The sequence below is a fragment of the Buttiauxella sp. genome (assembly GCF_049686335.1).
Lineage (GTDB): Bacteria > Pseudomonadota > Gammaproteobacteria > Enterobacterales > Enterobacteriaceae > Buttiauxella.
In genome coordinates this window covers 121,132-146,104 of sequence record NZ_JBAVHX010000022.1, presented here as the reverse complement: position 1 = coordinate 146,104, position 24,973 = coordinate 121,132, and the positions used below count along the sequence as shown (strand labels likewise).

23 protein-coding genes are annotated in these 24,973 nt (G+C 52.2%); 12 read left to right on the top strand and 11 right to left on the bottom strand.

All coding sequences use genetic code 11. From position 1 onward, the window contains the following. Nucleotides 1-86: 86 nt before the first annotated feature. Nucleotides 87-578 carry a hypothetical protein gene (locus tag WBL83_RS15280; protein WP_424589948.1) on the top strand — a complete coding sequence of 164 codons (492 nt, stop codon included), beginning with the start codon at nt 87-89 and terminating at the stop codon, nt 576-578. A 56-nt stretch (nt 579-634) separates the two neighbouring features. Here WBL83_RS15280 and WBL83_RS15275 read toward each other — a convergent pair whose 3' ends face one another. The 3 genes from WBL83_RS15275 to WBL83_RS15265 all read right to left on the bottom strand — a co-directional run bounded on the left by WBL83_RS15275 (nt 635) and on the right by WBL83_RS15265 (nt 3,400). Then, entirely contained in the window at nt 635-1,018 is a 384-nt protein-coding gene (locus WBL83_RS15275; RefSeq protein WP_424589947.1) for a putative T6SS immunity periplasmic lipoprotein, read from the bottom strand. A 60-nt stretch (nt 1,019-1,078) separates the two neighbouring features. Continuing rightward, nucleotides 1,079-1,339, bottom strand: coding sequence for a hypothetical protein (locus tag WBL83_RS15270; RefSeq protein WP_424589946.1), 261 nt, complete (start codon nt 1,337-1,339; stop codon nt 1,079-1,081). Between the two features lie 261 nt (nt 1,340-1,600). Further along, complete coding sequence (locus tag WBL83_RS15265; RefSeq protein ID WP_424589945.1) at nt 1,601-3,400, bottom strand: carbon starvation CstA family protein; 1,800 nt, start codon at nt 3,398-3,400, stop codon at nt 1,601-1,603. Nucleotides 3,401-3,542: 142 nt separating this feature from the next. Between WBL83_RS15265 and WBL83_RS15260 the strand changes: the two genes are divergently transcribed. Further along, nucleotides 3,543-3,773 carry a hypothetical protein gene (locus WBL83_RS15260; RefSeq protein ID WP_424589944.1) on the top strand — a complete coding sequence of 77 codons (231 nt, stop codon included), beginning with the start codon at nt 3,543-3,545 and terminating at the stop codon, nt 3,771-3,773. Here WBL83_RS15260 and WBL83_RS15255 read toward each other — a convergent pair. The 3 genes from WBL83_RS15255 to WBL83_RS15245 are packed head-to-tail and all read right to left on the bottom strand — an operon-like array spanning nt 3,762 to nt 8,340. Then, complete coding sequence (locus tag WBL83_RS15255; RefSeq protein ID WP_424589943.1) at nt 3,762-5,003, bottom strand: cytochrome c; 1,242 nt, start codon at nt 5,001-5,003, stop codon at nt 3,762-3,764. The two genes, WBL83_RS15260 and WBL83_RS15255, sit on opposite strands and share 12 nt — an antisense overlap. Further along, a complete protein-coding gene (locus WBL83_RS15250; RefSeq protein ID WP_424589942.1) occupies nt 5,000-5,554 on the bottom strand; it encodes a (2Fe-2S)-binding protein in 555 nt (184 codons plus the stop codon). The genes WBL83_RS15255 and WBL83_RS15250 overlap by 4 nt, the downstream gene beginning before the upstream one ends. Beyond that, a complete protein-coding gene (locus WBL83_RS15245) occupies nt 5,551-8,340 on the bottom strand; it encodes a xanthine dehydrogenase family protein molybdopterin-binding subunit (RefSeq protein ID WP_424589941.1) in 2,790 nt (929 codons plus the stop codon). Before WBL83_RS15245 ends, WBL83_RS15250 begins: the two co-directional genes overlap by 4 nt. Nucleotides 8,341-8,542: 202 nt before the next feature. Between WBL83_RS15245 and WBL83_RS15240 the strand changes: the two genes are divergently transcribed. Continuing rightward, nucleotides 8,543-9,133: a nucleotidyltransferase family protein gene (locus WBL83_RS15240; protein WP_424589940.1), complete on the top strand. Its 591-nt coding sequence runs from the start codon at nt 8,543-8,545 to the stop codon at nt 9,131-9,133. Then, nucleotides 9,120-10,088, top strand: coding sequence for an XdhC family protein (locus WBL83_RS15235; RefSeq protein ID WP_424589939.1), 969 nt, complete (start codon nt 9,120-9,122; stop codon nt 10,086-10,088). The genes WBL83_RS15240 and WBL83_RS15235 overlap by 14 nt, the downstream gene beginning before the upstream one ends. Nucleotides 10,089-10,177: 89 nt before the next feature. Here WBL83_RS15235 and WBL83_RS15230 read toward each other — a convergent pair whose 3' ends face one another. From WBL83_RS15230 to apbC, 4 genes are all read right to left on the bottom strand, one after another. After that, the gene (locus tag WBL83_RS15230; protein WP_064545093.1) at nt 10,178-10,648 is read right to left on the bottom strand and encodes a DUF1456 family protein; all 471 of its coding nucleotides are present in this window, start codon (nt 10,646-10,648) and stop codon (nt 10,178-10,180) included. Between the two features lie 69 nt (nt 10,649-10,717). Continuing rightward, on the bottom strand, nt 10,718-11,446 hold the full coding sequence (gene btsR, locus WBL83_RS15225) for a two-component system response regulator BtsR (RefSeq protein WP_424589938.1): 729 nt from the start codon (nt 11,444-11,446) through the stop codon (nt 10,718-10,720). Then, nucleotides 11,440-13,128 (bottom strand): LytS/YhcK type 5TM receptor domain-containing protein, encoded by a 1,689-nt coding sequence (locus WBL83_RS15220; RefSeq protein WP_424589937.1) that lies wholly within the window; start codon nt 13,126-13,128, stop codon nt 11,440-11,442. The genes btsR and WBL83_RS15220 overlap by 7 nt, the downstream gene beginning before the upstream one ends. Nucleotides 13,129-13,326: 198 nt before the next feature. Next, nucleotides 13,327-14,439, bottom strand: a complete 1,113-nt coding sequence (gene apbC / locus WBL83_RS15215; protein ID WP_424589936.1) for an iron-sulfur cluster carrier protein ApbC — start codon at nt 14,437-14,439, stop codon at nt 13,327-13,329. Between the two features lie 163 nt (nt 14,440-14,602). Between apbC and metG the strand changes: the two genes are divergently transcribed. From metG to WBL83_RS15185, 6 genes are all read left to right on the top strand, one after another. Beyond that, nucleotides 14,603-16,636, top strand: a complete 2,034-nt coding sequence (gene metG / locus WBL83_RS15210; RefSeq protein WP_424589935.1) for a methionine--tRNA ligase — start codon at nt 14,603-14,605, stop codon at nt 16,634-16,636. A gap of 190 nt (nt 16,637-16,826) precedes the next feature. Beyond that, nucleotides 16,827-17,762 carry a TauD/TfdA dioxygenase family protein gene (locus tag WBL83_RS15205; RefSeq protein ID WP_424589934.1) on the top strand — a complete coding sequence of 312 codons (936 nt, stop codon included), beginning with the start codon at nt 16,827-16,829 and terminating at the stop codon, nt 17,760-17,762. 22 nt (nt 17,763-17,784) lie between these two features. Next, nucleotides 17,785-19,116, top strand: coding sequence for an ABC transporter substrate-binding protein (locus WBL83_RS15200; RefSeq protein ID WP_424589933.1), 1,332 nt, complete (start codon nt 17,785-17,787; stop codon nt 19,114-19,116). 9 nt (nt 19,117-19,125) lie between these two features. Further along, entirely contained in the window at nt 19,126-20,031 is a 906-nt protein-coding gene (locus WBL83_RS15195) for a carbohydrate ABC transporter permease (protein WP_424589932.1), read from the top strand. Continuing rightward, entirely contained in the window at nt 20,009-20,869 is an 861-nt protein-coding gene (locus WBL83_RS15190) for a carbohydrate ABC transporter permease (RefSeq protein WP_424589931.1), read from the top strand. The genes WBL83_RS15195 and WBL83_RS15190 overlap by 23 nt, the downstream gene beginning before the upstream one ends. Before the next feature lie 3 nt (nt 20,870-20,872). After that, nucleotides 20,873-21,931: an ABC transporter ATP-binding protein gene (locus WBL83_RS15185; protein ID WP_424589930.1), complete on the top strand. Its 1,059-nt coding sequence runs from the start codon at nt 20,873-20,875 to the stop codon at nt 21,929-21,931. Nucleotides 21,932-22,008: 77 nt separating this feature from the next. On the opposite strand, the gene WBL83_RS15180 is transcribed toward WBL83_RS15185, so the two are convergent. Next, nucleotides 22,009-23,229, bottom strand: a complete 1,221-nt coding sequence (locus WBL83_RS15180; protein ID WP_424589929.1) for an MFS transporter — start codon at nt 23,227-23,229, stop codon at nt 22,009-22,011. Nucleotides 23,230-23,429: 200 nt separating this feature from the next. Between WBL83_RS15180 and ybjG the strand changes: the two genes are divergently transcribed. Together ybjG and deoR are read left to right on the top strand one after the other, a co-directional pair. Continuing rightward, entirely contained in the window at nt 23,430-24,038 is a 609-nt protein-coding gene (gene ybjG / locus WBL83_RS15175; protein WP_424589928.1) for an undecaprenyl-diphosphate phosphatase, read from the top strand. Nucleotides 24,039-24,109: 71 nt separating this feature from the next. After that, nucleotides 24,110-24,877 carry a DNA-binding transcriptional repressor DeoR gene (gene deoR, locus WBL83_RS15170; RefSeq protein WP_424589927.1) on the top strand — a complete coding sequence of 256 codons (768 nt, stop codon included), beginning with the start codon at nt 24,110-24,112 and terminating at the stop codon, nt 24,875-24,877. Nucleotides 24,878-24,973: the final 96 nt, after the last annotated feature.

Below are 24,973 nucleotides of genomic sequence, written 5' to 3'. Positions count from 1 at the left end.
GCATTATTTCGCCACAAAATGACATTCAAACTCTTAAACTTTCCCGATGGGCAATAATTAAGAGATGCTAATAAATAAGAGAGTTAATGATGAATAAGTTAAACGTGGTAGTTGCAGCAATGTTGGGTGGATTGGTGTTATCGCCTGCGGCAATGGCACTGGATTTAGCCAACGGTAGCTGGAAAGGTGCAGGTGAGCCAGTGAACGTAGTGGTCAACAAAAACGCGGTAACCATCAATGGTAAAAAAGCGACCCGAACCATTAATAACCCTGATTTTGCCGAGTGGAAAGGCGCAGGTTACACCCTGAGTTTCACCCGCAGCGGTAATGAAACCACTGGCGAATGGGCTGCATCGCGTAAGCATGGCGCATTGCAACAAGCCAGCAGCACCAGCGTGACAAGTGCGAAGAAACTCGAGAAAAAAGATCTGATGGGCCTGTCCACCAGCGCAGTAGAAGCGAAGCTGAAAGCCGCTGGCTGGAAAGAGGTTTATCCGTATACCGAATACACACTTAACGGCCAGCGCGTAAAGATTCAATATCGCGCGGATTATTCTAACTCTGTCGTTTTCCAGTAATTAAAAAGGCCGGTCTGAATGACCGGCCTTCGTTTCTGCTATATAACCCCAAAAGACTATTTCAGCTTCAGGCTTTGCCCATACTTCCATAAAATAAAACCTGTCTGATAATTATTATGTGACGTCTGTATATTGATATCGTAGGAGTAGCCTGTTTCATAATTGAAGTCAGAAAGTCCTAAAATACATTCACCTGATTTTAAATCGATACTGATGACTGGGGAATAAAATTGCTTCTCATAACTCATCTTTTCATCACCTGCTTTCATAATTGAAACTCTGAGAAGTTTCTCCTGCGCAACTAAATTTTCTTTTTTAATAAATACACAAACTTTATCATTCACAACCACAGCGTCTGCTTGAGCGTACTTTGGGGATCTATCACCCATAGGGCAACCGGCTAATAATATTGATATTAAAATAACAGCTATATTTTTCATTTTGGAAACCCTCGCAAACGTACCATCATGCCATGTTGGTACTGATAAACATGAGCCATTTCATGAACAAAAAAAATGCTGACTTGCTGGCCTTTCTAATGAATAATCATCACTGTATTCTTTGTCACGAAAGTACATCTCTCCATTTGGAGTCATACCGTAATTATTGCCCTGCAATGAAAAGGGTAGATAACTTTCTTTATGAACCCAGACCCGGTAATAAGCAATAGTGTTACCAAAAACACGTCTTGCCAATCTTAGTTCCCCATCAGATAACCGTCTTAGACGCCCTTCACTACCTCTGTCTTTGTTGAATTTCATCTGCATCATCCTTTATACATAAGCCACCGATATTATTTATCCATAGACGATGCATATATTTCACAAACAACCATATAAACTTTACATGCATACTAAATATGGAAACCCATCAAATAGAGCACCAAAATGATGAGCAATCAATTTAAATGACAATTTTCGGGGTTTAGATTCGGACAGAGGATAATAAATAGAGGGGGAGGTATTATTGTCGTTATGCAGAGAGTGCTTAAATACTCACTCTCTGCATTTGAAGGATTATTATCAGGACAACAATTCAATCGGCTCGTCATTACCGCGAGCGCGCCACAGTACAAACCAGCGTTGAATCGACGCCACCATAATCACCAGCCCCAGTGCGACCATCACAATCGAAATCGTACCGTTGAAGATGTTGAAGCCTTTGGCTGCGCTATTGAAGTAGACGTTTTTCACCATCCAGTACGCTGCATAGTTTACCGTCACGTACAGATACGCCAGCGGGACCAGGCAGGTCAGTGCGTACCAGCGCTTTTCCGACATACGCAGAATAATGGTGGTACCGATCATCAGGCCGATGGAGGCCATCAGTTGGTTTGATACGCCAAACAGCGCCCACACGGAGTTGATATCGCCGGAGTTCAACAGGTAGCCCCACAGTAAACAGGCGACGATGCTGCAACCAATCGCGCCTGGCATCCAGTTGGTGCGTTTGAGCGGTGACCAGATATCGCCCAGGAAATCTTGCAGTAAATAGCGCGCAACGCGGGTACCGGAATCTACCGCCGTCAGGATAAATACCGCTTCAAACATAATGACGAACTGGAAGAAGTAAGAGGCTAAATGGCTAAACCATGGGATACGGGTGAAGATATCCGCCATACCCACCGCCAGCGTGACTGCCCCACCGGTACGACCGTATAAATCCAGGCCGATAGATTCACTCAGTTGCGGCAGGTTTACCACGTCCATTCCGAGGCCAGCAAAGACTTCCGGAGTGGCGTTGATGGCGAAGTAATCCGCAGGGTGTAGTGCGGTCGCGGCGATTAATGCCATCACGCCGACCACGCATTCCGCCAGCATCGCACCGAAAGCTACCGGCAGAATATCGTTCCATTTATCGATTTGCTTCGGCGTAGTGCCGGAACCGATAAACGCGTGGAAACCAGAAATCGCTCCGCAAGCAATGGTTATCGAGATAAATGGCCAAACCGGGCCTGCCAGCACGGGGCCGTTACCGTGGATAAACTGGGTGACGGCCGGGAATTGAATTTCCGGGTTAATGAACACCACGCCAATCACCAGCGCGCCAAACACGCCGATTTTCATAAAGCTTGAGAGGTATCCACGCGGCGTCAGTAGCATCCACACCGGGAGTGCGGTGGCAAAAAACGCATAGAACGGCAGCACCAGGCTAACGGTCGAGGCACGGAAACTCAGCCATTCACCGAATGCAGATTCCTGAATATACGGCCCTGCAATGACGCAGCCGAAGATCACCAGAATCCCCACCCAGGTAGCACCGCGCATACTGCCGGTGAAACGCTCCCACAGGCCAACGCAAATCGCCACGGGGATGGTCATAAACACCGCGAAGGTACCCCACGGGTTACGTTCCAGCGCGTGAACCACCACCATCGACAAACCTGCCATGGTTATGGTGATGATGAATAACATGGCCAGACCGGTACACCAGCCCGCGACTGGCCCAAGCTCCGCTTTTGCCACTTCTGAGAGTGACTTACCACGGTGCTTCATGGAGGCGAAAAGTACCACGGTATCGTGTACCGCACCGCCTACCACGCAGCCAATTAACAGCCATAAGAAACTTGGCAGATAACCGTATTGTGCCGCCAGTACCGGCCCGACAAGAGGACCCGCTGCAGCAATCGCCGCAAAGTGGCTGCCAAAGTTAACCCATTTTTTTGTCGGGACGTAGTCTTTGCCGTCCTCAAGAATATGTGACGGTGTGATTTCTGAGTCATCAGCGTTCAGCACTTTACGGACGAAAAACACCCCGTAAAGGCGATAGCAGATAGCAAGAATACACAGGGTCGCGATAACAAAAGTTAGTGCGTGTTGCATAACCCACTCCAGAGCCATAGGTAAAAAGTTCAGGGATATGCTGGCATGGGTTTGAGAGGCAATAGCCGGGAGTTTGCGTGAGCGGTTGTATTAGCGTGTGAGCGGTTAGAAAGGGGGAGTGAGTGGTTTGCTGAATTGTCGGATGACGCTGCGCTTATCCGACCTACGTAATCAAAAATTGTCGGGCGGACAAGCGCAGCGTCATCCGACCGACGAAATCAAAAACTCCAGGGCGGATAAGCGCAAGCGCCATCCTACCGACGAAATCAAAAACTCCAGGGCGGATAAGCACAAGCGCCATCCGACCGACGAAATCAAAAATTGTAGGGCGGATAAGCGTAGCGTCATCCGCCGCTTTACCTTACTTCTCTGAACGCAGCGCTTTCACCTGCTCAGCCGTCACATCCCCTGGCAAACCACCCCAGGTCACACGCAGATAGTTCACCAGTTCAGCGACCTGCTCATCGTTCAAGCGATCGCCAAAGCCCGGCATACTTTGCATGCTTTCCCCGTTCGGGAAATTCTGCGCTGGCAGTCCGTCAAGCACCGAGACAATCAGGTTTTTGGCATCTGGCTGGCGCAACGTCGCATTGTTCAGCATCGAAACCGCGACATGCGGTTTGCCCTCGCCTTCACGTGCGTGACAACCGGCACACTGGTCGAGATAAGTCATGCGCCCTGCTTCGCTTCCTTTACCGAGTGGTGCCGGAACCGCAGCCGGAGGCGCTTCACCCATCAGGTAGGTCGCCATCGCTTTCTGATCCCCAGGCGTCAGGTGCTGCGTGCTCAGGTCAACCACCATGTGCATTTCACTAAACGCGCTGCCTTGCGGGGCCATACCCGTAGTCAGGAATTGACTCACATCCTGCGGCGTCCATCCACGTTGCGCCAACGCTTTAGGCGTAATATCAGGTGCCATAAAGCGCCCTAATTCCCCGCCCTGCATCGCTTTATCCAGCTTCATTTGACCGAGTAATCCGCGCTCGGTATGGCATTCGCCACAGTGCCCAAGCACATCGGCCAGATAACGGCCACGATGCCAGTCGGCGGAATTACCTTCTGAAATCGCCGGTAGAGGATCGTTGCTATGGAACAGGATATTCCAGCCAATCAGCGCGATACGCTGGTTGAACGGGAAGGCCATTTCGTTGTCAGGCGTTGCCACATCAACCGCTGGGCGCGTCATCAAATAGGCATACATGTCATCGGAATCCTGACGCGTAATATTTTTGTACGACGTGTAAGGCATCGCCGGGAACAGATGACGCCCGGTCGGGGTCACGCCTTCGGTCAGCGCTTTGTAGAAGTCATCTTTCGTCCAGCGACCGATCCCGTAATCCGCTGACGGTGTCAGGTTGCTGCCGTAAATAGTACCGTATGGGGATTCCAGCGGATACCCCCCTGCCAGCGGTGCGCCACCCGATGCAGTGTGACAAGCCGCGCAGTCAGCGGCTTTCGCCAGATAACTACCCCGCTCGATTTGCTCCTTGCTGGCCGTCACTTTCTGCACCGGACCGTCATAGGTGCGGTATTCCCGCCAGTAAAGGATCGCCACAATAATGACGATTATCGCCAGCACAATGAGCGCGAGACGTTTTTTCATTTCGCCCCCTCCTTCACCAGGCCCGGCGTTTTCAACACCACGTCGCGCACGGCTTCGTAATAACGCACGTATCCGGTGCAACGACAGATATGGTTTTCCAGCGCGTGAGAAATCGCCTCTTCCAGGTTGTCACGCTCGATAGGTTCACGCTTGAGCTTTTCAACAAAAATTGTCGCGGCATTCACAAAGCCCGGTGTGCAGTAACCACACTGGAAGCTGTAATGATCGAGGAAAGATTGCTGAATGGGGGAAAGCTCAACCACTTCGCCTTGTTCATCCACTTTGGCGTGGCCTTCAACGGTGCGGACTTTTTTGCCGTTAAAGAAATGGGCGCCAGTGATGCAGGTGCGCACTTCTTCGCTGGTGCCGCTTGGGTTATCGACAATCGCCACACAGGCGTGGCAAATACCCTGTCCGCAACCCAGACGTGAACCGGTCAAATAGACATATTCGTGCAGGAAATCGATCATCATCAACCCTTCCGGCACATCCATCGGGCCGTACGGTTTGTTGTTGATAGTCAGGGTGATAGGTTTAGTTTTGATGCTCATGGTAATACCTCACGAATATTTTCAGCACGGACAGGCAAATCACGGAAACGGTGGCCGGTGGCATCGGCGATGGCGTTAACCAGCGCAGCGACGACCGGGATCATCACGACTTCAGCCATACCTTTTGGCGGGTCGGTTTCCGAAAGCGCCGGCAGTACATCGCCAGTCTGTTTCCAGACCGCAACGTCACTGGCACGCGGCAGGTGATAACGGTTGAAGTTCCATGTCCCGTTGCCTGGTCCGTCTTCATAGAGTGGTAAATATTCGTGTAGCGCGTGGCCGATACCCATCGCCAGGCCGCCTTGCAACTGTCCGGACACCAGCTCAGGTACGATTAAGTTGCCGCACTCCATAATCGAGTGGTGATTCAACAATTCCACTTCGCCTGTCGCCAGGCTCACAGCGACTTCGGCCAGCGTGCCGACGGCGCTGTAATAAGTTACCGACGCGTTATTACGCTGCGTAGGCGGGTAATAGACGTTACTGCGTGCAAGCGTGGTGAATTCACCGCTGCCATTGCGCACCGCCAGGCCATCAATCGGCAGGCGTCTGGTTTGTTGGTTGAGGGTGAAATCGGCTTCTGCCCACTGCCAGCGGTTAAACACGTGTACCGCCGCACCGGTCATTAGCCCCATTTCATGGGCTTTTTTCGCTAACAATTCGAGGCTGAGAATTTCCAGTCCTGCCGCGGTTAAACCGCCTTCAACCCAACGGGCGTCTTCGATGCGCACCACTAATGGCGCGGCCTGGCCGCCGCCAATGCCGGTGGTCCAGATAGACATCGCCGCCGGCCACAAGCCCTGTTCAAACACCAGACGTGCGGCTTCTCGCGTGCTGTGAGAGAAATAATAGGCTGAGTTACTGGCGCTGGATGGCGAGCAATAAGACGGCGACCAGGAGGGATTCGCCGCCAGTTTGTCCTGTTCTTCCTGCGACATAATGTACGGGTCACCACTGGTGATAATCGGCAGCGATGTCCAGTCCGTCACCGAGAAATGCGATTCGTCAGCTGGTTTACCCAACCACTGCGCGCACAGTACCGATTGCGACGTTGACATGCCGGTGCCCATTTCCGCGCCGCTGTGATACAAAATAACGCGTCCATCGGCGCTGACTTCCACCCGCGCAAATGAGGTTTCCGCCCCGGTACCAAAATCTTTTTGTACGCAACCGAAGCCCACGCCAAAGCGTTTGCCCGGGTTTTTCATTTCAAATTCGGCTTTACGTTCAGCACGCTTCAGCCACATCTCATGTTTAGCGGCTTTTGCCAGCACTTCATCCACACGAATCGCGCCGGCAGGAATCGCACCCTGAGTGTTTTTCATGCCAGATTTCAGCGCGTTGCGCATGCGGAATTCAATCGGATCGATATTCAGTTCTGCGGCAATTTCATCGACCATCATTTCAGTGGCTGCCATACTTTGCAGTGTGCCGTAGCCGCGAGCGGAACCAGCATCGATGGCACGAGAAGCCACACCCACCGCTGATAAATCGCTTTTCTGGAAGTAATAAATAGATTGTGCAGCCGTAGCACCCACCATCGATACCGACGGGGTAAAGTTGCTGCGCCCGCCACCGTTGGCCGTCATGTCACCCAAAAATGACTGCATGATGCCGGTCTTTTTGTTCACCGCGATGGTGTAGTTCATATCAAAAGCGTGACGTTTGAGCGAACTCTGGAACTGCTCGTAGCGGTCATTGGCCAGACGCACCGGATGCCCGTCGCCATACATCGCCGCCACCGCGCCGTAATACGGGAAGTTGTAGTGATCTTTGGAACCATAACCGACGGTGTAACACGGATGCAGAATCAGCTGTTTCACCGGTGTTGTGCGTTTTGCCAGCATGCGTGGCATTTCGTCCGCCACTTCCTGCGGAGATTGCGTCGGTACGACTAAATGCAACGTTTGTGTGGTTTCGTCGAACCAGCCATTGGCGTTATCCGGCTCAAGGGCTGCGGTATCAATCGATTGAGTGGTGTAACGGCGCGACATGACCAGCCAGTCTTGCGGTGGGCTTTTCAGCTCATCGGCAATCATGCCCGCGTAATACATGCCTTCTTCGTCCAGCTTGCCGCCTTCACGCCCTTCAGGCCAGACCGGCAAATGCTTTCTCATGGCCGTCGGGAAAATCGGCATATCTTTCAGGCTGGAGAATTTGTCGTCATCTTGCGATGTTTCGCCACCGACGCGCACGAAGCGGAAGGTTCCCCACGGATCACGCTCCAGCGGCCCGGTTTCAGCGCCATACTGAATGACGTCGTCTTTAAATTTCAGTTTGTCTTTTGCAAAGCGGAAGCGGGCAAAGTCGTGGTAGATGAGAATTGCGACAGCTTGCCCCAGATACGCTGGCGTTTTACCAGTCGGCAACAGCATGTCGTCACCGTAAAACGCCGGGAAGGCCAGGCCATCACGCGCTAAATCTTCGGCGGTGACCAGGCGGTCAGGTTTCAGGTCATCGCCGAGCAAAGAGAGGTCGATACCGCTGAACAAGCGGTCAGCTTTGGTCGTACGCAAGATAAAGGCATGGGCTTGTTTTTGCGGCCAGTGCGGCATGTCGACGGCACGGATATCACGCGCAAAGACTTTTTGCCCCATGACTTTAGAACGGCCATCAATGCGGAAACGAATGCGTTTGTTTTTTGCATCCCAGTTTGGAGACTGGAGGATTTTTTCTTCGAATAGCGCGGCATAGGCACGGCTATAAAGAGGGGCGAGGTAGACCGCGACACCTGCGACCACGGCGCTCTTGATAAAGCGGCGCCGTGATGGATTGAAATTGCTCATAAAACGTCCCGTTTAAATTATTATTGTCTTTTTTTCAAACAATTAAGCGTGATTCTTATACATTTCCGCACTGAATATAAGTATATATATTTAACCTAAATCATGTGAGAATTAACATCTCATTTTCATAAAAAAAACATTGTTGCGCAAACGTTTCATCATATTGCGTCATCAAGAAAGCACTGAGGAATCAGTCCTGAATATGAAAGCAGGCATTATTATCGCCGCCGCTGGGCGTGCGGAACGCTTCAAAAAAGCCGGTGGGCAAGGCAATAAACTTGATGCGTTGCTCAATGATGAAAGCGTGTTTGCGCAAACACTGCGCCATGCGCTGGCCTCGGGCCTGGCGGTTCATGTGGTGACTCGCCCGGAAAACAGTCACATTCAGGCGTTGTGCAGTGCGCAACAGGTTCCGGTTACGCTTATCGAGAGTAGCGGATTGGGCGAGTCAATTGCTGCCGGTGTTCACGCAACCCCAGACTGGCACGGCTGGCTGATTCATCTGGCGGATATGCCGTTTGTCAGCGCTGCGGTGTTTGTCGAGGTGGCGCAGGCTCTGGAAACTCACCCGCTGGTGCGGCCTTGCGCAAACGCGCAGCCGGGTCATCCGGTAGGGTTTTCCCCCGGCTGGTATCGCCAACTTTGCCAGTTAAGCGGTGATAACGGTGCGCGTGAATTACTGCGCGGTGAAACCATTCATTTTATCAATGTTAACGATGTCGACTCACAACGCGATATCGATCTTCCTTCACAGCTGACACAACAAAGTGAGAAAAATCATGCAGCATCTTGATATCAGTGTGATTCGCACGGCTTGCGTCTGGCTTGCCGAACAACCGGTCTGGCTGTGTACGGTGTTAAATACCTATGGTTCATCGCCCCGCTCACCGGGAGCCTTAATGGTTGCAACCGCCGATCGGCGTTTTTGTGGCTCGCTTTCGGGTGGCTGTGTGGAAGAGGATTTTTTGCAGCGCATCGCGCAAGGTGAGTATCAGCAAGCCAGCCAGATTGTGCGTTATGGCGAAGGCGGGCTGGAGCCGGGTATCGCGCTGCCCTGTGGCGGCGTATTGGATATTCTGGTCGAATACCTGCCTGCAACGCCCGGGAATGTGCAGTATCTCGAAAGAATGAGTGAAGCATTAAATGGTCATTTTGCTCTGGAAAAACGCCTTACGCTCCCTGAGCCTTGCCGTCATCTGGAAGTAACAGAGTTTGCGGATATGACCCAGGTTGAACGCCACGGGCAACAGGTGACATTGCATATTGCTGCCGCCCCGCGTTTGCTGATTGCCGGGTTGTCGAGCGTCGCGCTGTTTTGCGCCGAGTTTGCCAGTTCCCTGGGCTTTGAAGTGTTGGTTTGTGAGAACCGGCCAGAGGCGCTGGAGAATTTTGCCGCCCAGCTTAAAACTGACATTACGCTGCTGAAACAATTCCCGGCGAACTATCTCGAGCAGCAGTCCTGCCACGCCAATACCGCGATTGTCGCACTGACTCACGATCCACGTATGGATGACCTGACAATGATGGAAGCGGTGAATACACCTGCGTTTTACATTGGTGCGATGGGGTCGCAGAAGAACAGCGCGCGGCGGCTTGAGCGTTTAGAGAAGCTGGCGGAGTTAAGCCCTGATGAGTTGCAACGCATACATGCGCCCATTGGCTTACCTCTTGGCAGCAAAACACCAGCAGAAATCGCACTCGCAGTGATGGCGGATATCGTAAAAAGGAAAAACGAAGCGCGGGGATAGCGTCGGAGATTCGAGGTTTTGTGTCGGATGACGCTGGCGCTTATCCGACCTACGAAATGCAGTCGTAGAGTGGATAAGCGCAATAAAATTTACTTCTTCGCGACGTGCACGCGTGCGGTTAAACCACGCAGGAAGTAGCGCAGAAACTGGTCGCCACATTCACGGAAGTTTTTGTTTTCTGGTGCGCGCATCATCGCCGTGATTTCTGGCATAGAGATGCGGAATTCCTGGGTCGTCAGAATTTCAAGTACGTCATCAGTTTTCAAATCAAACGCAATACGCAGCTTTTTCAGGATGATGTTATTGGTCATCTTGCGTTCAATTTTCGGTGCAGGCTTGCTTTCATCTTTACCGCGTTTGAAGTAAATCAAACCGTTAAGGAAGTTTGCCATCAGAATGTCCGGGCAAAGTTTGAAGTTCTCTTCGTCTTCTTTTTTGGTCCAGGTTACGATCTGCTCAGCAGTCACGGCAGTGTCGGTCAGGGCGAAAATTTTCACCATATCGTCATTGCCCAAATTCAGCATGTAGCGCACGCTGCGCAGTACGTCGTTATTCATCATAGTGGTGGTTCCCTCGTTCTAAATCTGGAAAGCGGGCAGTATATAGAGATAGCGCTATATACCCTAAAACTATATTGCTTTAAGCCCCAGTGCCTCTTTCAGGCTTTTTAAATATCGACGGCTAACCGGAACGGACTGCCCATCGCGCAGCATCAGTTCGGCCTGCCCTCCGTCTTCAAAGCGGATCTCTTTGAGATGCGCCATATTGACCAGATATTGTCGATGGCAGCGCACCAGCGGGGTACGGCTTTCGAGGGTGCGCAACGTCAATTCCGTGAACCCTTCAGCGCCGTGGGCGTTGGTAACATACACGCCGCTCATTCTGCTACTGGCAAACATCACCTCCTCCATTTGTAGCAGGTAAATTCGGCTCTGCCCGGTGCACGGGATAAATTTGAGGTCTTCCTGGTTTGGCGCGAGCAGCGTCATGTCCTGATCGACGCGTTCATGGCGCAACCGGTGTAAGGTTTTCTCCAGCCGTTTGCTCTCTATCGGTTTGAGCAAATAGTCAAAAGCGTGTTCTTCGAATGCCTGCACCGCGTACTCATCAAAAGCGGTGAGAAACACGATGTAGGGACGCTGTTCCGGATCCAGCATGCTCGCCATTTCCAGCCCGCTGATGCGCGGCATCTGGATATCTGCAAACACCACATCGGGGCGCAGACGATGCACCGCGCCAATCGCTTCCACCGCATTACCACACTCCCCCACAATCTCAAGGTCAGGCTCGTTTTGCAGCATGATACGCAGGTTTTCACGCGCCAGCGGCTCGTCGTCGACAATCAGCACTTTTAACATGGGGTTTCCTCCAGAGGTAAACGTAGGGTAATGCGGGTAAATCGGTCAGTCTCAAAATCCACTTTAATGCCGCAGTCATCGCCGTAGCGGGCGCGCAGGCGCTTATCCACCAGGCTCATGCCCAACCCGCTGGCATGCGTGTTTTGTTGATATAAACCGGCATTGTCTTCCACTGACAAGTGTAAATATTCGCCCGTCTGACAGGCGTTAATCGTGATTTCGCCGACCCCAAGCAGTTGCGAGGTGCCGTGTTTAATCGCGTTTTCGACAATCGGCTGCAAAGTGAAGGCCGGTAAGCGTATCTGCGCCAGAGACGTCGGGACATTGAGTTGCACTTTTAAGCGCGACTGAAAACGTGCCTGTTCGATTTGCAGATAAGCGTTCACGTGCTCGATTTCATCGGCAAGGGTCACAATCTCGCTCGGGCGTTTTAAATTTTTACGGAAGAAAGTCGAGAGATATTGCACCAGCTGACACGCCTGTTCGTTATCCCGGCGAATAACCGCCACCAGCGTATTCAGTGCGTTAAACAAGAAATGTGGATTGACCTGCGCGTGCAGCAGTTTGATTTCTGACTGCGTCAGCATCTGCTTTTGCCGTTCGTACTGCCCCGCTAAAATTTGTGCAGATAACAGTTGTGCAATGCCTTCGCCCAGCGTGCGGTTAATGGAGCTGAACAGGCGGTTTTTCGCTTCATAGAGTTTGATGGTACCAATCACGCGGCTGTTCTCGCCATACAGCGGGATAACCAGCGTCGAGCCAAGTTTGCAGTGGGGATGCAGCGAGCAGCGATACGGCACTTCATTGCCATCGGCATACACCACTTCGCCGCGCTCGATGGCCTGCCAGGTATATTCAGAAGAAATAGGACGACCGGGTAGATGGTGATCCGCACCGATGCCGGTAAACGCCAGCAGCTTTTCATTATCGGTGATGGCGACGGCCCCAATATCCAGCTCATGATGCAGCACCTGCGCTACTTTCATGCTGTTTTCCTGGTTAAAACCCTGGCGCAAAATCCCTTCGGTGGAGGCGGCGACTTTCAGCGCGGTGGCTGAAAATGCCGAGGTGTACTTTTCCAGCATCGCGCGTTTGTCGAGCAAAATACGCATGAATAACGCCGCCCCCACGGTGTTAGTGACCACCATTGGCGCGGCAATACTTTTCACTAAATGCAGGGCGTCAGCAAATGGGCGGGCGATCAGCAGAATTATGCCCATCTGGAAAATCTCAGCCACCAGCGTAATCCCGCCTGCGGTCAGCGGATTAAACAATAAATCGCTGCGCCCACGGCGAATCAGTAAACGATGTAACAACCCGCCGAGCAGACCTTCGACGATGGTGGAAAACATGCAGCTCAACGCCGTCATGCCGCCCATTGAATAACGATGCAGTCCGCCAGTCAGCCCGACCAGCCCGCCCACTAACGGCCCGCCGAGCAAGCCTCCCATCACGGCGCCAATGGCGCGCGTGTTGGCGATGGAGTCGTCAATGTGCAGACCAAAATAGGTGCCCATAATGCAGAAGATGGAGAAGGTGACGTAGCACAAAAGTTTGTGGGGTAAACGGACGGTGACCTGCATCAGCGGGATAAACACGCGCGTTTTACTCATCAACCAGGCGATAACCAGATAGACGCACATCTGCTGAAGCAGCAGTAACACCAGGTTAAACTCGTACATTGCATCCGTGGCCGTTAAGTATTAATGGGCGCGTAACATACAGGGATGCGGCTTAACTTTCTTTGAAGGGATTCAATAATTTTTGATTTAGTGAATAAATAGCCCTCACCCCGGCCCTCTCCCACAGGAGAGGGGGAAAAATAGAGCGGTTTTCTCCTTCTCCCTTAGGGAGAAGGCCGGGATGAGGGTGGTTTTAAATTACACCGCGCGGAAAGCGATATCCGCTGGAATCACTTCACCTTGCCAGTAAAGCGTTGACGCAACACTTCCCGCCAGCTGGCGATACACCGATGTAAATTCGCTTTCCGGACGGCTGACCACCGTCGGTTTACCGGCATCAAGATCTTCACGCAGCGTAATATGCAGCGGCATCTGCCCCAGCAGTTTGGTGTGGTACTGGTCCGCCAGTTTCTGCGCGCCGCCCGTACCAAAAATCGCTTCATGATGACCGCAATTGCTGCAAACATGCATGCTCATGTTCTCAACGATGCCCAATACCGGCACATCCACTTTCTCGAACATCACAATGCCTTTGCGCGCATCAATGAGCGCAATATCCTGCGGCGTGGTGACCACTACAGCGCCGGTTACCGGAATGTTTTGCGCAAGCGTTAACTGAATGTCGCCGGTGCCCGGTGGCATATCCAGCACCAGGTAATCCAAATCCGGCCACATAGTTTCTTGCAGCATTTGCATCAGCGCTTTGCTGGCCATCGGGCCGCGCCACACCATGGCGTTTTCATCGGTGACCAGATAACCAATCGAATTAGTAGCCAGGCCGTGCGCCATGATTGGCGTCATGTGCGTGCCATCGGGTGAAGTTGGGCGTTCATGTTCTGCACCCAGCATGGTAGGAATGGACGGGCCATAAATATCCGCATCGAGGATCCCGACTTTTGCCCCTTCCGCAATCAGCGCCAGCGCCAGATTCACCGCGGTACTCGACTTCCCTACCCCGCCTTTGCCGGAGCTGACGGCGATAATATTCTTCACGCCGTTGATGCCTGGATGGTTTTTCACGCGCTTTAACGTGGCGATATTGTGGCTAAGCTTCCAGTCCACCGCTTTGGCACCGGTGATACGCAATAAATCTGAGCTGCATTGCTCTTGCAAAGCCTCAAAACCACTGCGCCAGGCGAACGGCATCAGCAACTCGACATGTAAGGTCTCATCGAGCATCGCGACGTGATGCAGGGCCTTTAACGCGGTCAGATTATGTTTGAGGGTTGGGTGCTGAAAATTGGCCAGAGTCCCGGCGACCATAGCGCGCAGCTGCTCGGGGGATTTGCTTGCCTGGGATTGAGAGTTCATCCCGACTCCTTATGTTTTTTTATCGGACATTGCAGTGTGTTAAGCATACCAGAACCCATAAGGCGCGATAAAAATTTCCTTGTGCGCCTTGTGTGGTTTACCCCGGGGCGGCACTCGGTTAACATCTAAAGCCCTTTTCTATTTAGAAGATGCAATTTTTACTATGGCTCAAACCGCGAAGAAATTATTGGTAACGTGCGCACTTCCGTACGCTAACGGCTCAATCCACCTCGGTCATATGCTGGAGCACATTCAGGCTGATGTCTGGGTCCGTTACCAACGAATGCGCGGAAACACGGTTAACTTCATCTGCGCAGACGATGCACACGGTACCCCTATCATGCTGAAAGCACAGCAGTTAGGCATTACTCCCGAGCAGATGATTGCCGAAATGAGTCAGGAGCATCAGACTGATTTTGCTGGTTTTAACATCAGCTATGATAACTATCACTCCACGCATAGCGATGAAAACCGCGACCTGGCGTCGCTGATTTATGGTCGCCTGAAAGAGAATGGTTTTATTAAAAACCGTACCATTTCTCAGCTTTACGATCCGGAAAAAGGCATGTTCCTGCCAGACCGTTTCGTTAAAGGCACCTGCCCGAAATGTAAAGCACCTGACCAATACGGTGATAACTGCGAAGTCTGTGGCGCAACTTACAGCCCAACCGAGCTTATCGAACCGAAATCTGTTGTGTCTGGCGCAACGCCTGAAATGCGTGATTCCGAGCACTTCTTCTTTGATTTGCCATCGTTTAGCGAAATGCTGCAAGCCTGGACCCGCTCGGGTGCGCTGCAAGAACAAGTGGCGAACAAAATGCAGGAGTGGTTCGAGTCTGGCCTGCAACAGTGGGATATCTCCCGCGATGCGCCGTACTTCGGCTTTGAAATTCCTGGTGCACCGGGTAAATATTTCTACGTCTGGCTGGATGCGCCAATCGGCTACATGGGTTCGTTCAAAAACCTGTGTGACAAACGCGGCGATACCGAGAGCTTCGACGAATACTGGAAGAAAGATTCCACTACCGAGCTGTATCACTTCATCGGTAAAGACATCGTTTACTTCCACAGCCTGTTCTGGCCAGCGATGCTGGAAGGCAGCGGCTTCCGTAAGCCGACCAACCTGTTTGTTCATGGCTATGTGATGGTCAACGGCGCGAAGATGTCCAAATCCCGCGGCACGTTCATTAAGGCCAGCACCTGGTTGAACCATTTCGACGCGGATAGCCTGCGTTATTACTACACCGCGAAACTGTCCTCTCGCATCGACGATATCGACCTGAATCTGGAAGATTTCGTGCAGCGCGTAAACAGCGACATCGTCAACAAAGTGGTCAACCTGGCTTCCCGTAATGCAGGCTTTATTGCCAAGCGTTTTGACGGCCAGCTGTCTGCAGACATTGCCGATCCAGCCCTGTACAAAACCTTCACCGATGCGGCGCAAACCATTGGTGAAGCGTGGGAAAGCCGCGAGTTTGGTAAAGCGGTGCGTGAAATCATGGCGCTGGCCGATGCGGCAAACCGTTATGTGGATGAGCAAGCGCCGTGGGTTGTGGCAAAACAGGAAGGCCGTGATGCAGACCTGCAAGCCATCTGCACCATGGGCATTAACTTGTTCCGCGTGCTGATGACCTGGCTGAAACCGGTTCTGCCTACCCTTGCTGAACGTGCTGAAGCGTTCCTGAACACTGAACTGACCTGGGACAGCATCAACACCCCGCTGGTGAACCATAAAGTGAACACTTTCAAAGCGCTGTATAACCGCATTGAAATGAAACAGGTTGAAGCGCTGGTTGAAGCGTCAAAAGAAGAAGTGAAAGTCGCCAGCACCCCGGTAACGGGCCCACTGGCTGATGACCCGATTGCTGACACCATCGCTTTTGATGATTTCGCCAAAGTGGATCTGCGTGTTGCGCTAATCGAAAAAGCAGAATTTGTAGAAGGCTCTGACAAGCTGCTGCGCCTGACGTTGGATCTGGGCGGCGAGAAACGTAACGTGTTCTCCGGTATCCGTTCAGCGTATCCCGATCCTGCGGCACTTGAAGGCCGTTTGACCATTATGGTGGCAAACCTGGCACCGCGTAAAATGCGCTTCGGCATCTCTGAAGGGATGGTGATGGCAGCAGGTCCTGGCGGGAAAGATATCTTCCTGTTAAGCCCGGATAGCGGTGCGCAAGCGGGTATGGCAGTTAAGTAATCGCCAACCAGTAAAATCTTTAATGGCTCCCATCACCGGGAGCCATTTTTTTTCCCGCCAGGGGTATATATCTAAAAATTAACTAAGCTTTGCCATCGACAAATTTTTAAGTTATGCAGAATGGTTATTTTAGTTATCAATTTGTAATTTTTATACTGCGGACTCACTTCACCATTAATGGTCCGCCACGATGACAATTCATTCTTCACAACCTGACGTTGAATTTAAAAACCTGACTATTCGCCGTTTATCCGGGAATATTGGCGCTGAGATTGTTGACTTCAAAATAACACCTGACATTGATGACAATATATTTTCACAAATAGAAGCCGCACTGGTGAAATATAAAGTTCTCTTTTTCCGCAAGCAGACACAATTAAATGACGAATCTCACCAGGCATTTGGTGCACGATTTGGCAAAGTGGTCGCGCACCCTACCGTACCGGCCCCTACGGGCACCAAACTCTTCGAACTGGACGCGTCTAAAGGCGGCGGCAGAGCGGATTCCTGGCATACCGATGTCACCTTCGTTGAGGCTTTCCCAAAAATTTCCATTTTGCGTGGCGTAAAAATTCCTGAATACGGCGGCGATACCGTGTGGGCAAATACCGCGACCGCTTATGAAAACCTGCCTGAAGAGTTAAAACGCTTTGCTGAAAGCCTGCGAGCGGTGCACAGCAATGATTATGACTATGGCGCAGACCGTATTGTGGCCGAACAGCAGCGCCTGGATCATCATCGTAAAGTCTTTGTTTCTGCGGTTTATGAGGCAGAGCATCCGGTTGTCCATGTGCATCCGGTAAGCGGCGAAAAAGCACTGTTGCTCGGTCATTTCTTCAAACGCTTATCAGGCTTCAGCAGCCGCGAATCAGCGCGCCTGTTTGAGTTGCTGCAAAACCGTGTCATCCAACTGGAAAACACCGTGCGCTGGCAGTGGCAGCAAGATGACGTGGTGATTTGGGATAACCGTGCCACACAGCATTACGCGGTCAATGATTACGGTACGCAACCGCGCCTCGTACGCCGCGTCACCATTGAGGGCGAAGCCGCCATTGCCGTTGATGGCAGCCGTAGCCGCACCTTGAGCCGCCCGGACGAACAATCTCCCGTCAGCGAAGTGGCCTAAGCCACGAATAAAGAGGAAGAGAATGATGCAACGTCGGGATTTATTGAAAGCGATGGCGGCCTTCGGGGTTTATGCGATGGTACCGTCTTTTGCACGCGGCGCTAACGGTGCCAAAAAGTATGATGGCGTGACGCTGAATGTCTCGACGTTTAGCACCGCTTACCCCACTTTACTGCGCCAGTGGCTACCGGAATTTGAAGCGTTGACCGGGGCGAAAGTGAACTTCGATACGCCCGCGTTTCCGGTTTATAACCAGCGAGCCGATCTCGAGTTGTCCACCAAAGGTTCCGCCTACGACGTGGTCAACGTAACGTTTATCTACACCAGCCGCTGGATCAACTCCGGCTGGTTAACACCGCTGGATGAATTCATCGCCAACCCAAATCTGACGAGTGCCGAGTGGGACGTGCATGACTTCCTGCAAGGCGGACTGGCACCCGAAACCGGGCGGGACGGCAAACTATACGGCATTCCGTGGGTAGTCGAAGGAATGATGTCAGGCGCCTCGCGCTTTGATTTGGTGACACAAGCCGGGCTTAACTATCCTGATACCACCGACGATCTGATTAAGGTTTTCCAGGCCGTCAATAAAAAGGAACGTGTGGCGGCTTACGTGACCGATAGCCATTACGGCTGGACGTTCATTCCTTATCTGCAAGCGTTTGGCGGTAACGTGTTCCGCAATCCCCCTGACGATCTGTTCCCGACACTTGATACTCCAGAGGCTATCGCCGCAGCGGACTATTTTGCACGACTTATCCGCGAGTTTGGCCCGAACGGTGGCCTGACTTACACCGCAGATCAATCGACCCAGGCACTGAAGTTGGGGCGCGTTAATTTCTCCGATTCAAGCCAGCCCTACCTGGCGCAGCTTGGCGACCCGGCATCTTCACGCACGTTAAAAACCGTGAATTTCGGTCCTCTGGTACAGGGCCCGGCGGGACGTTTCCCTGGGATGGCGGTACACGCGCTGGGGATCCCTGCCGGTTCGAAAAATAAAGAGGCAGCGTGGGCATTTATTCAGTGGGCGCTTTCGAAGCAAACTACCCAGCGGGCGGTTCAGGCGGGGTACGGTTCGCCAACACGCCGTAGCGATATTGACTCCCAGGCCTATCGCAGTAAGCAAATTATCAACGGTGTCGATTTGTCTCAGCTTTCGCTCAGTGCCATTGAACGTGCAGCCCAGGGTGGCTACATGAAATACCGCACTGTGGATGTTTACCCTCAGGTTGACCAGCAGCTCAATAAGGCTATCGCGTTGATTATTTCTGGCCAACTTTCGGCTAAACAGGCGATGCAGCAGGCTCAAACCGCGTCGATTGCCGATCTCAGACGCTCGGGTGCGAAAATCTAAGGAGCCTTGATGAAGGGTAAAACCAACTGGCGTAGCCAACAGCGCAACGCCTGGCTGGCTGGGTTAATGCCGTCGATTATTTTGCTGGTGGTGATTACGTTATTACCGGCGATGGCATTAATCATTACCAGCCTGACACCGTTAAGTCTGACTAATCCTCAAGAAACATTTAATTTTAGCGACCCGTTAATTAATTACCGGCAACTTCTCGAGGACCCACGTTTTCTTAATTCTATTATTACGCAAATAAAATTATCGTTAGTCAGCGTGTTATTCCAGGTAATTATTGGGCTGGGTTTAGCATTACTATTAAATGGCACCTCTGCGTGGCTGCATACCGCCAGGACATTATTTTTGATCCCCATGGTGCTACCCCCGATTATCGTGGCGCTTATCTGGAAAATCATTTACACACCGGACATTAGCCCGCTGCATCAAGTGTTAGAGCTTTGGGGGATCACCCTCAATTCGCTGATTGCCAATCCCGCGACGGCTTTATGGGCGATTGCGGTGGCGGATATCTGGCAGTGGTTCCCGTTTACCATGTTGATGGTGCTGGCGGCTTTGCAGATGATCCCGCGTGATCCGCTAGAAGCCGCAAGTCTGGACGGCGCCACGGCGCGGAATATCTTCCGCTATATCGTATTGCCGTACATTAAACCGGTGCTGGTGGTCTGCGCCCTATTCCGGCTTATCGACAGCTTCAAAGCCTTCCCGCTGATTTACATTTTAACCGACGGCGGACCGGGCACGGTCACCGAAGTCACCAACTATTACGGCTTCATTCAGGCGTTTAATTTCTCGTACTGGGGCTATGGCAGTGCTATCGCGGTGGTCATTCTGATCGGGGTATTTGTCCTGAGCTACATCATTGGCAAAGCGGGGTGGAGCGATGAGCGAAAAGCTAGCGCTTGAGCAGGTGTCGGGTAACACCAGACGCAGAAAACCTTTTCGTCTGCGAGGCAGTCGGGAAGTCGCGACCTGGCTATTGCTGTTGGCCGTGCTTTCCCCGTTCCTGTGGATGGTGGTGATGGCATTTCGCCCGGCCATCGAGGTGTTTGACCTCACGCTGTGGTTTACCCCGACGCTTGATGCCTTTCGCGCGCTCTGGCAGGGGAATTTTCTCCACTCGTTCGGTAACAGTCTGCTGGTGAGTACGCTGTCAACCGGACTTTCGCTGGCGATTGGCGTTCCCGCGGCGTGGGTATTAACCCGCTGGCAATTCCCCGGGCGCAGATACGTGGCACTCTGGATCCTGGTGACCCGTATGGCGCCGCCCATCGCGTTCACTATCCCCTTTTATCTCGCCTGGCGCTGGTTAGGTTTGCAGGACACGGTCATTGGGCTGGCGATTGTCTATCTCACCTTTAACCTTGCGATTGTTATCTGGCTGATGCAGACCTTTTTTGCAGCAGTCCCTGGCGCTTTAGAAGAGGCGGCCTGGCTTGATGGTTGTTCTATCTGGCGAACATTCTGGACCATTACGCTTCCGCTGGTGGCGCCAGGCTTAGCGGCGACCGCCATTCTCTGTTTTATTTTTTCGTGGAACGATTTCTTCTATGCCCTGATCCTGACTCGCACCCAGGCTGTCACGGCACCGGTAGCTATCGTTAATTTTCTCCAGTACGAGGGGTGGGAGTGGAGCAAAATAGCGGCCAGCGGCACGCTGGTGATGCTGCCGGTGGTGGCATTTACGTTGCTGGTACGCCGCTATCTCGTTCACGGCCTGACTGCTGGCGGTCTGAAGGACTAAATCATGGCAACGATTACGTTAAGCAATATTCATAAACGTTATGAAGATAACGTGATAATCAACGGGCTGGAGTTAACCATTCACGAAGGCGAATTTGTCGCGCTGGTTGGCCCTTCAGGTTGCGGAAAATCCACCCTGTTGCGCATGATTGCCGGGCTTGAAAGCATTACCGACGGTGAGATTGCGCTGGATGGAGAAATCGTTAACGATATTTCCCCGCAAGATAGAAACATCGCGATGGTGTTCCAGAACTACGCGTTATACCCGCATATGACCGTGGCAGAGAACATGGGGTTTTCACTCAAAATGCAGGGCGTGGCAAAACTGCTGATTGATGAACGCGTCGCTCAGGTAGCACAAACACTGGGCTTATCCTCGCTGCTCAAGCGTAAACCAGGCCAGCTATCTGGCGGCCAGCGTCAGCGTGTGGCGATGGGGCGGGCTATTTTGCGCAACCCGCGCGTGTTCCTGTTTGATGAACCGCTGTCAAACCTCGATGCCAAGCTGCGGGTCGAGATGCGAACCGAAATCAAAGCACTACACCAGCGCCTCAACGCCACCATGGTTTATGTGACTCACGATCAGGTCGAAGCGATGACAATGGCCGACAGGATTGTGGTGCTCAAGGATGGTGTCATCGAGCAAGTCGGTACGCCACTTGAGCTCTACGATCGCCCGCGCAATGCCTTTGTCGCCGGGTTTATTGGCTCCCCTTCGATGAATTTACTTAGCGGTAAGGTCGATCATGAATCGGTGGTCACCGATGATGGTTTACGCCTGCCGTTAGCCAACGTGCCGGACGTCGTGCAGGGGCAGCGCGTTTTGTACGGCGTGCGGCCAGAGCATTTTTCTCAGGTTGCACAAGGAGGCGTGGTGGCAGAAGTGAATGTCGTGGAGCCAACGGGTGCTGAAACACAGATCGCGCTCAACATCGGTAATCAAAAGGCGATTGCGGTTTTCAGAGACAGGATACAAACGAAACCGGGAAGTGAAATGCGCTTACTGCCAGACGTTCAGCTGGCGCATCTGTTTGATGAGCACAGCGGCGCGCGGATTAACTAGCGTTTGCGTTCAGGGGAACAAAACTGCTTCCCCTGAACCGTGACGAATCTGCTGTGGCCGTTTAGCTCACCAGAGGATTACGCATCCGTTCTGTTACCAACCGTCTTATCTTTTAAGAACGCGAACATTAACGCGAGCCAGAGAACGCCACCCAGTAAGTTCAGCAGGCTGAACAAACCGTTGCCACCATGCAGATAAGCATGCTTGCTCACCTCGATGCCAACGGTGAAAATCAGCATCTGCAACATACCCATCGCCGCCGATACCGTGCCTTTACTCATGTCGCTGGCGAACAGCGTCAGGCGTACCAGACCGGCGTTGGCAAGGCCAATACCAAAGGCGTAAATACTCAGTCCAGCGGTCATCCACAGATACGCATGGGTCGAGGCAACAGTTGCCACAGCTGCCACCACCAGACCCGGCACAATCCACCAGCCGCCAAGAATAATCAGCGAGCGCACGCTGCGGCGAGAGGTTAAACGCGCCAGCACCAGATTACCGAGGATGAGTGCGCCGAAGATTGGCACCTGCAATAGACCGTATTCGTAGGTCGAGAGTTTTTCACCGCTGATGATGATAATCGGCGACTGTGCAATCCACGCCAGCAGCGGCAGGCTGACAAAACCGATCGCCAGCGCACCTGCGACAAAACGCCCGTTGCTCAGCACCAGTTTGTAATCATAGCCTAAATCACGCAGCGACAGTTTCTCGCCCAGGCGCGTCGCAGTTTCCGGCATCGCGCGATGCAATCCGTAAAACGAAAAAGCCGCGAGTGCTGCAAACAACACAAACATGGTTTCCCACGGCGCGTAGTGGATCCAGGCAGCACCCACCAGCGGGCCAAGCAAAGGTGCTATCAATGCCACGTTCGCCATCAGCGCCGTGATTTTAATGCAGACCGCTTCTTCGAAGGATTCCTGGATGGCGGCATACCCCACCGCGCCAATAAAGCACAGGCTGACCCCTTGTAAGAATCGCAGGAAGGTAAATTGCTCAATGTTCTGTGCCAGCAGCGTGGCAAGACAGGTGACGATAAACCACACCACGCCCGTCAACATCACCGGACGACGGCCAATACGGTCTGACAGCGGCCCAAGCAGCCACTGTAAAAACATCCCGCCCGCCAGATACGCCGTCATGGAGGTTGGCACCCATTCGATGCCGGCGTTGTATTGCTCGACAACCGCCAGCATGCCGGGCTGGATCATGTCATTGCCGATATAGGTAGAAAATTCATAGAGCACCAGGCACAGCGGGAATAGCAGTGCCTGGCGACCCAGTCGCTTATTATTTTGCATTAGATACTCAAGAGAGAAGAAAACGCTCAAATTGTAATAAATAGATTGCGTGGTAGATAGTGAATTGTTGTTGATACGAAGTCGATTGCTCTGTTGTTTAAGGTTTTCTTAATAAGCTCAAAGTAGTCTGTCGTCCTATAGTCACGATGCAGGGTGTACGGCATCATCTCCAAATGATGGGTTAAGGAACCAAAATTGTTATGATCGAACAACTCAATCAGGCTCTCTTTTTGCTGATTAATGCCACGCCGCAGTCACCTGAGTGGCTGATAAAATTTGCGATTTTTATCGCCAAAGATTTAATCAATATCGTACCGCTGCTGATTGCCATTTTGTGGTTGTGGGGTGAACGCAAACAAATGACCGCCCAACGCATGATGATTATCAAGACTGCGATAGCGCTGATTCTTTGCATGTCGTTATCGTGGATTATTGGTCATCTGTTTCCCCATGACAGACCGTTTGTTAGCGGGTTTGGCTATAACTTCCTGCACCATGCGCCGGATGACTCTTACCCAAGCGACCACGGCACGGTGATTTACACCTTCTCACTGGCATTTTTGGCCTGGCACCGGGTGTGGTCAGGCCTGGTGTTGTTTGCTCTCGCATGCGCCATCGCCTGGTCACGCGTTTACCTCGGCGTGCACTGGCCGCTGGATATGCTCGGCGGTTTGCTGGTTGGGCTGTGTGCTTGCCTGCTTTCGCAAATGGTCTGGAACCTGTCTGGCGAGCAGATATACGCCCGCTTGCATCAAGCCTATCGTTTCTGTTTTGCCCCGTTCATTCGCAAAGGTTGGGTGCGTGACTAAGTGATTTTGCAAAGGTAATATGCGTTTATCGAAACCCGGCGATGCCGGGTTTTTCATCTTCAGAGGGCAATATGGAAACCCGGCGCGACGAACGCATCAACCGCCTGATTCAGGCGCTTAAACGCAGCGACAAAATTCACCTCAAGGAAGCGTCTGCTTTACTGGGTGTCTCTGAAATGACTATTCGCCGTGACCTGAGCAATGACGCTGGGCCGGTGGTTCTGTTAGGCGGCTATGTGGTTCTCGAACCCCGTAGCGTCACCGCCAATCACTATCTGTTGAGCGATCAGAAAACCCGTCGTATTGAAGAAAAACGCCATGCAGCACGTCTGGCGGCGGCATTGGTGCGCCCGCATCAAACGGTATTTTTTGATTGTGGCACCACCACGCCATACATCATCGAAGCCTTAGATGACGAGATGGAATTTACCGGGGTTTGCTATTCGTTAAACACTTTTCTGGCGTTGCAGGACAAACCCGGCTGTCGGGTTATTTTGAGTGGCGGCGAATTTCACGCCAGCAATGCGATTTTCAAGCCGATTAATTTCCAGGAATGCCTGAATAACTTCTGCCCGGATATCGCCTTTTTCTCGGCGGCGGGTGTTCACATGCGTCACGGCGCGACCTGCTTTAATCTTGATGAGTTGCCGGTAAAACATTGGGCATTAGCGATGGCACAGCAGCGCGTGCTGGTGGTAGATGACAGCAAATTTGGCAAAGTGCGTTCAGCCTGCATGGGGCCCATTTCTGCGTTTGATTTGCTTATCAGCAACCAACAACCCGACGCCGAGTTTGTGGCGTTTGCGGCATCAGAGAATCTTTCTCTTCAATGGAAATAGTAAAATAGTCCGCCAAAATAATTCGAGTCGCAGAAAGGCGGCAAAAGCGTGAAGCCCCAGGAGCTTACATAAGTAAGTGACTGGGGTTCAGGAATG

Excerpts from the sequence above, each read along its gene's own strand:
- WBL83_RS15280 (WP_424589948.1), top strand. The coding sequence starts at position 87 with ATGATGAATAAGTTAAACGTGGTAGTTGCAGCAATGTTGGGTGGATTG.
- WBL83_RS15275 (WP_424589947.1), bottom strand. The coding sequence starts at position 1,018 with ATGAAAAATATAGCTGTTATTTTAATATCAATATTATTAGCCGGTTGC.
- WBL83_RS15270 (WP_424589946.1), bottom strand. The coding sequence starts at position 1,339 with ATGAAATTCAACAAAGACAGAGGTAGTGAAGGGCGTCTAAGACGGTTA.
- WBL83_RS15265 (WP_424589945.1), bottom strand. The coding sequence starts at position 3,400 with ATGCAACACGCACTAACTTTTGTTATCGCGACCCTGTGTATTCTTGCT.
- WBL83_RS15260 (WP_424589944.1), top strand. The coding sequence starts at position 3,543 with ATGACGCTGCGCTTATCCGACCTACGTAATCAAAAATTGTCGGGCGGA.
- WBL83_RS15255 (WP_424589943.1), bottom strand. The coding sequence starts at position 5,003 with ATGAAAAAACGTCTCGCGCTCATTGTGCTGGCGATAATCGTCATTATT.
- WBL83_RS15250 (WP_424589942.1), bottom strand. The coding sequence starts at position 5,554 with ATGAGCATCAAAACTAAACCTATCACCCTGACTATCAACAACAAACCG.
- WBL83_RS15245 (WP_424589941.1), bottom strand. The coding sequence starts at position 8,340 with ATGAGCAATTTCAATCCATCACGGCGCCGCTTTATCAAGAGCGCCGTG.
- WBL83_RS15240 (WP_424589940.1), top strand. The coding sequence starts at position 8,543 with ATGAAAGCAGGCATTATTATCGCCGCCGCTGGGCGTGCGGAACGCTTC.
- WBL83_RS15235 (WP_424589939.1), top strand. The coding sequence starts at position 9,120 with ATGCAGCATCTTGATATCAGTGTGATTCGCACGGCTTGCGTCTGGCTT.
- WBL83_RS15230 (WP_064545093.1), bottom strand. The coding sequence starts at position 10,648 with ATGATGAATAACGACGTACTGCGCAGCGTGCGCTACATGCTGAATTTG.
- btsR (WP_424589938.1), bottom strand. The coding sequence starts at position 11,446 with ATGTTAAAAGTGCTGATTGTCGACGACGAGCCGCTGGCGCGTGAAAAC.
- WBL83_RS15220 (WP_424589937.1), bottom strand. The coding sequence starts at position 13,128 with ATGTACGAGTTTAACCTGGTGTTACTGCTGCTTCAGCAGATGTGCGTC.
- apbC (WP_424589936.1), bottom strand. The coding sequence starts at position 14,439 with ATGAACTCTCAATCCCAGGCAAGCAAATCCCCCGAGCAGCTGCGCGCT.
- metG (WP_424589935.1), top strand. The coding sequence starts at position 14,603 with ATGGCTCAAACCGCGAAGAAATTATTGGTAACGTGCGCACTTCCGTAC.
- WBL83_RS15205 (WP_424589934.1), top strand. The coding sequence starts at position 16,827 with ATGACAATTCATTCTTCACAACCTGACGTTGAATTTAAAAACCTGACT.
- WBL83_RS15200 (WP_424589933.1), top strand. The coding sequence starts at position 17,785 with ATGATGCAACGTCGGGATTTATTGAAAGCGATGGCGGCCTTCGGGGTT.
- WBL83_RS15195 (WP_424589932.1), top strand. The coding sequence starts at position 19,126 with ATGAAGGGTAAAACCAACTGGCGTAGCCAACAGCGCAACGCCTGGCTG.
- WBL83_RS15190 (WP_424589931.1), top strand. The coding sequence starts at position 20,009 with ATGAGCGAAAAGCTAGCGCTTGAGCAGGTGTCGGGTAACACCAGACGC.
- WBL83_RS15185 (WP_424589930.1), top strand. The coding sequence starts at position 20,873 with ATGGCAACGATTACGTTAAGCAATATTCATAAACGTTATGAAGATAAC.
- WBL83_RS15180 (WP_424589929.1), bottom strand. The coding sequence starts at position 23,229 with ATGCAAAATAATAAGCGACTGGGTCGCCAGGCACTGCTATTCCCGCTG.
- ybjG (WP_424589928.1), top strand. The coding sequence starts at position 23,430 with ATGATCGAACAACTCAATCAGGCTCTCTTTTTGCTGATTAATGCCACG.
- deoR (WP_424589927.1), top strand. The coding sequence starts at position 24,110 with ATGGAAACCCGGCGCGACGAACGCATCAACCGCCTGATTCAGGCGCTT.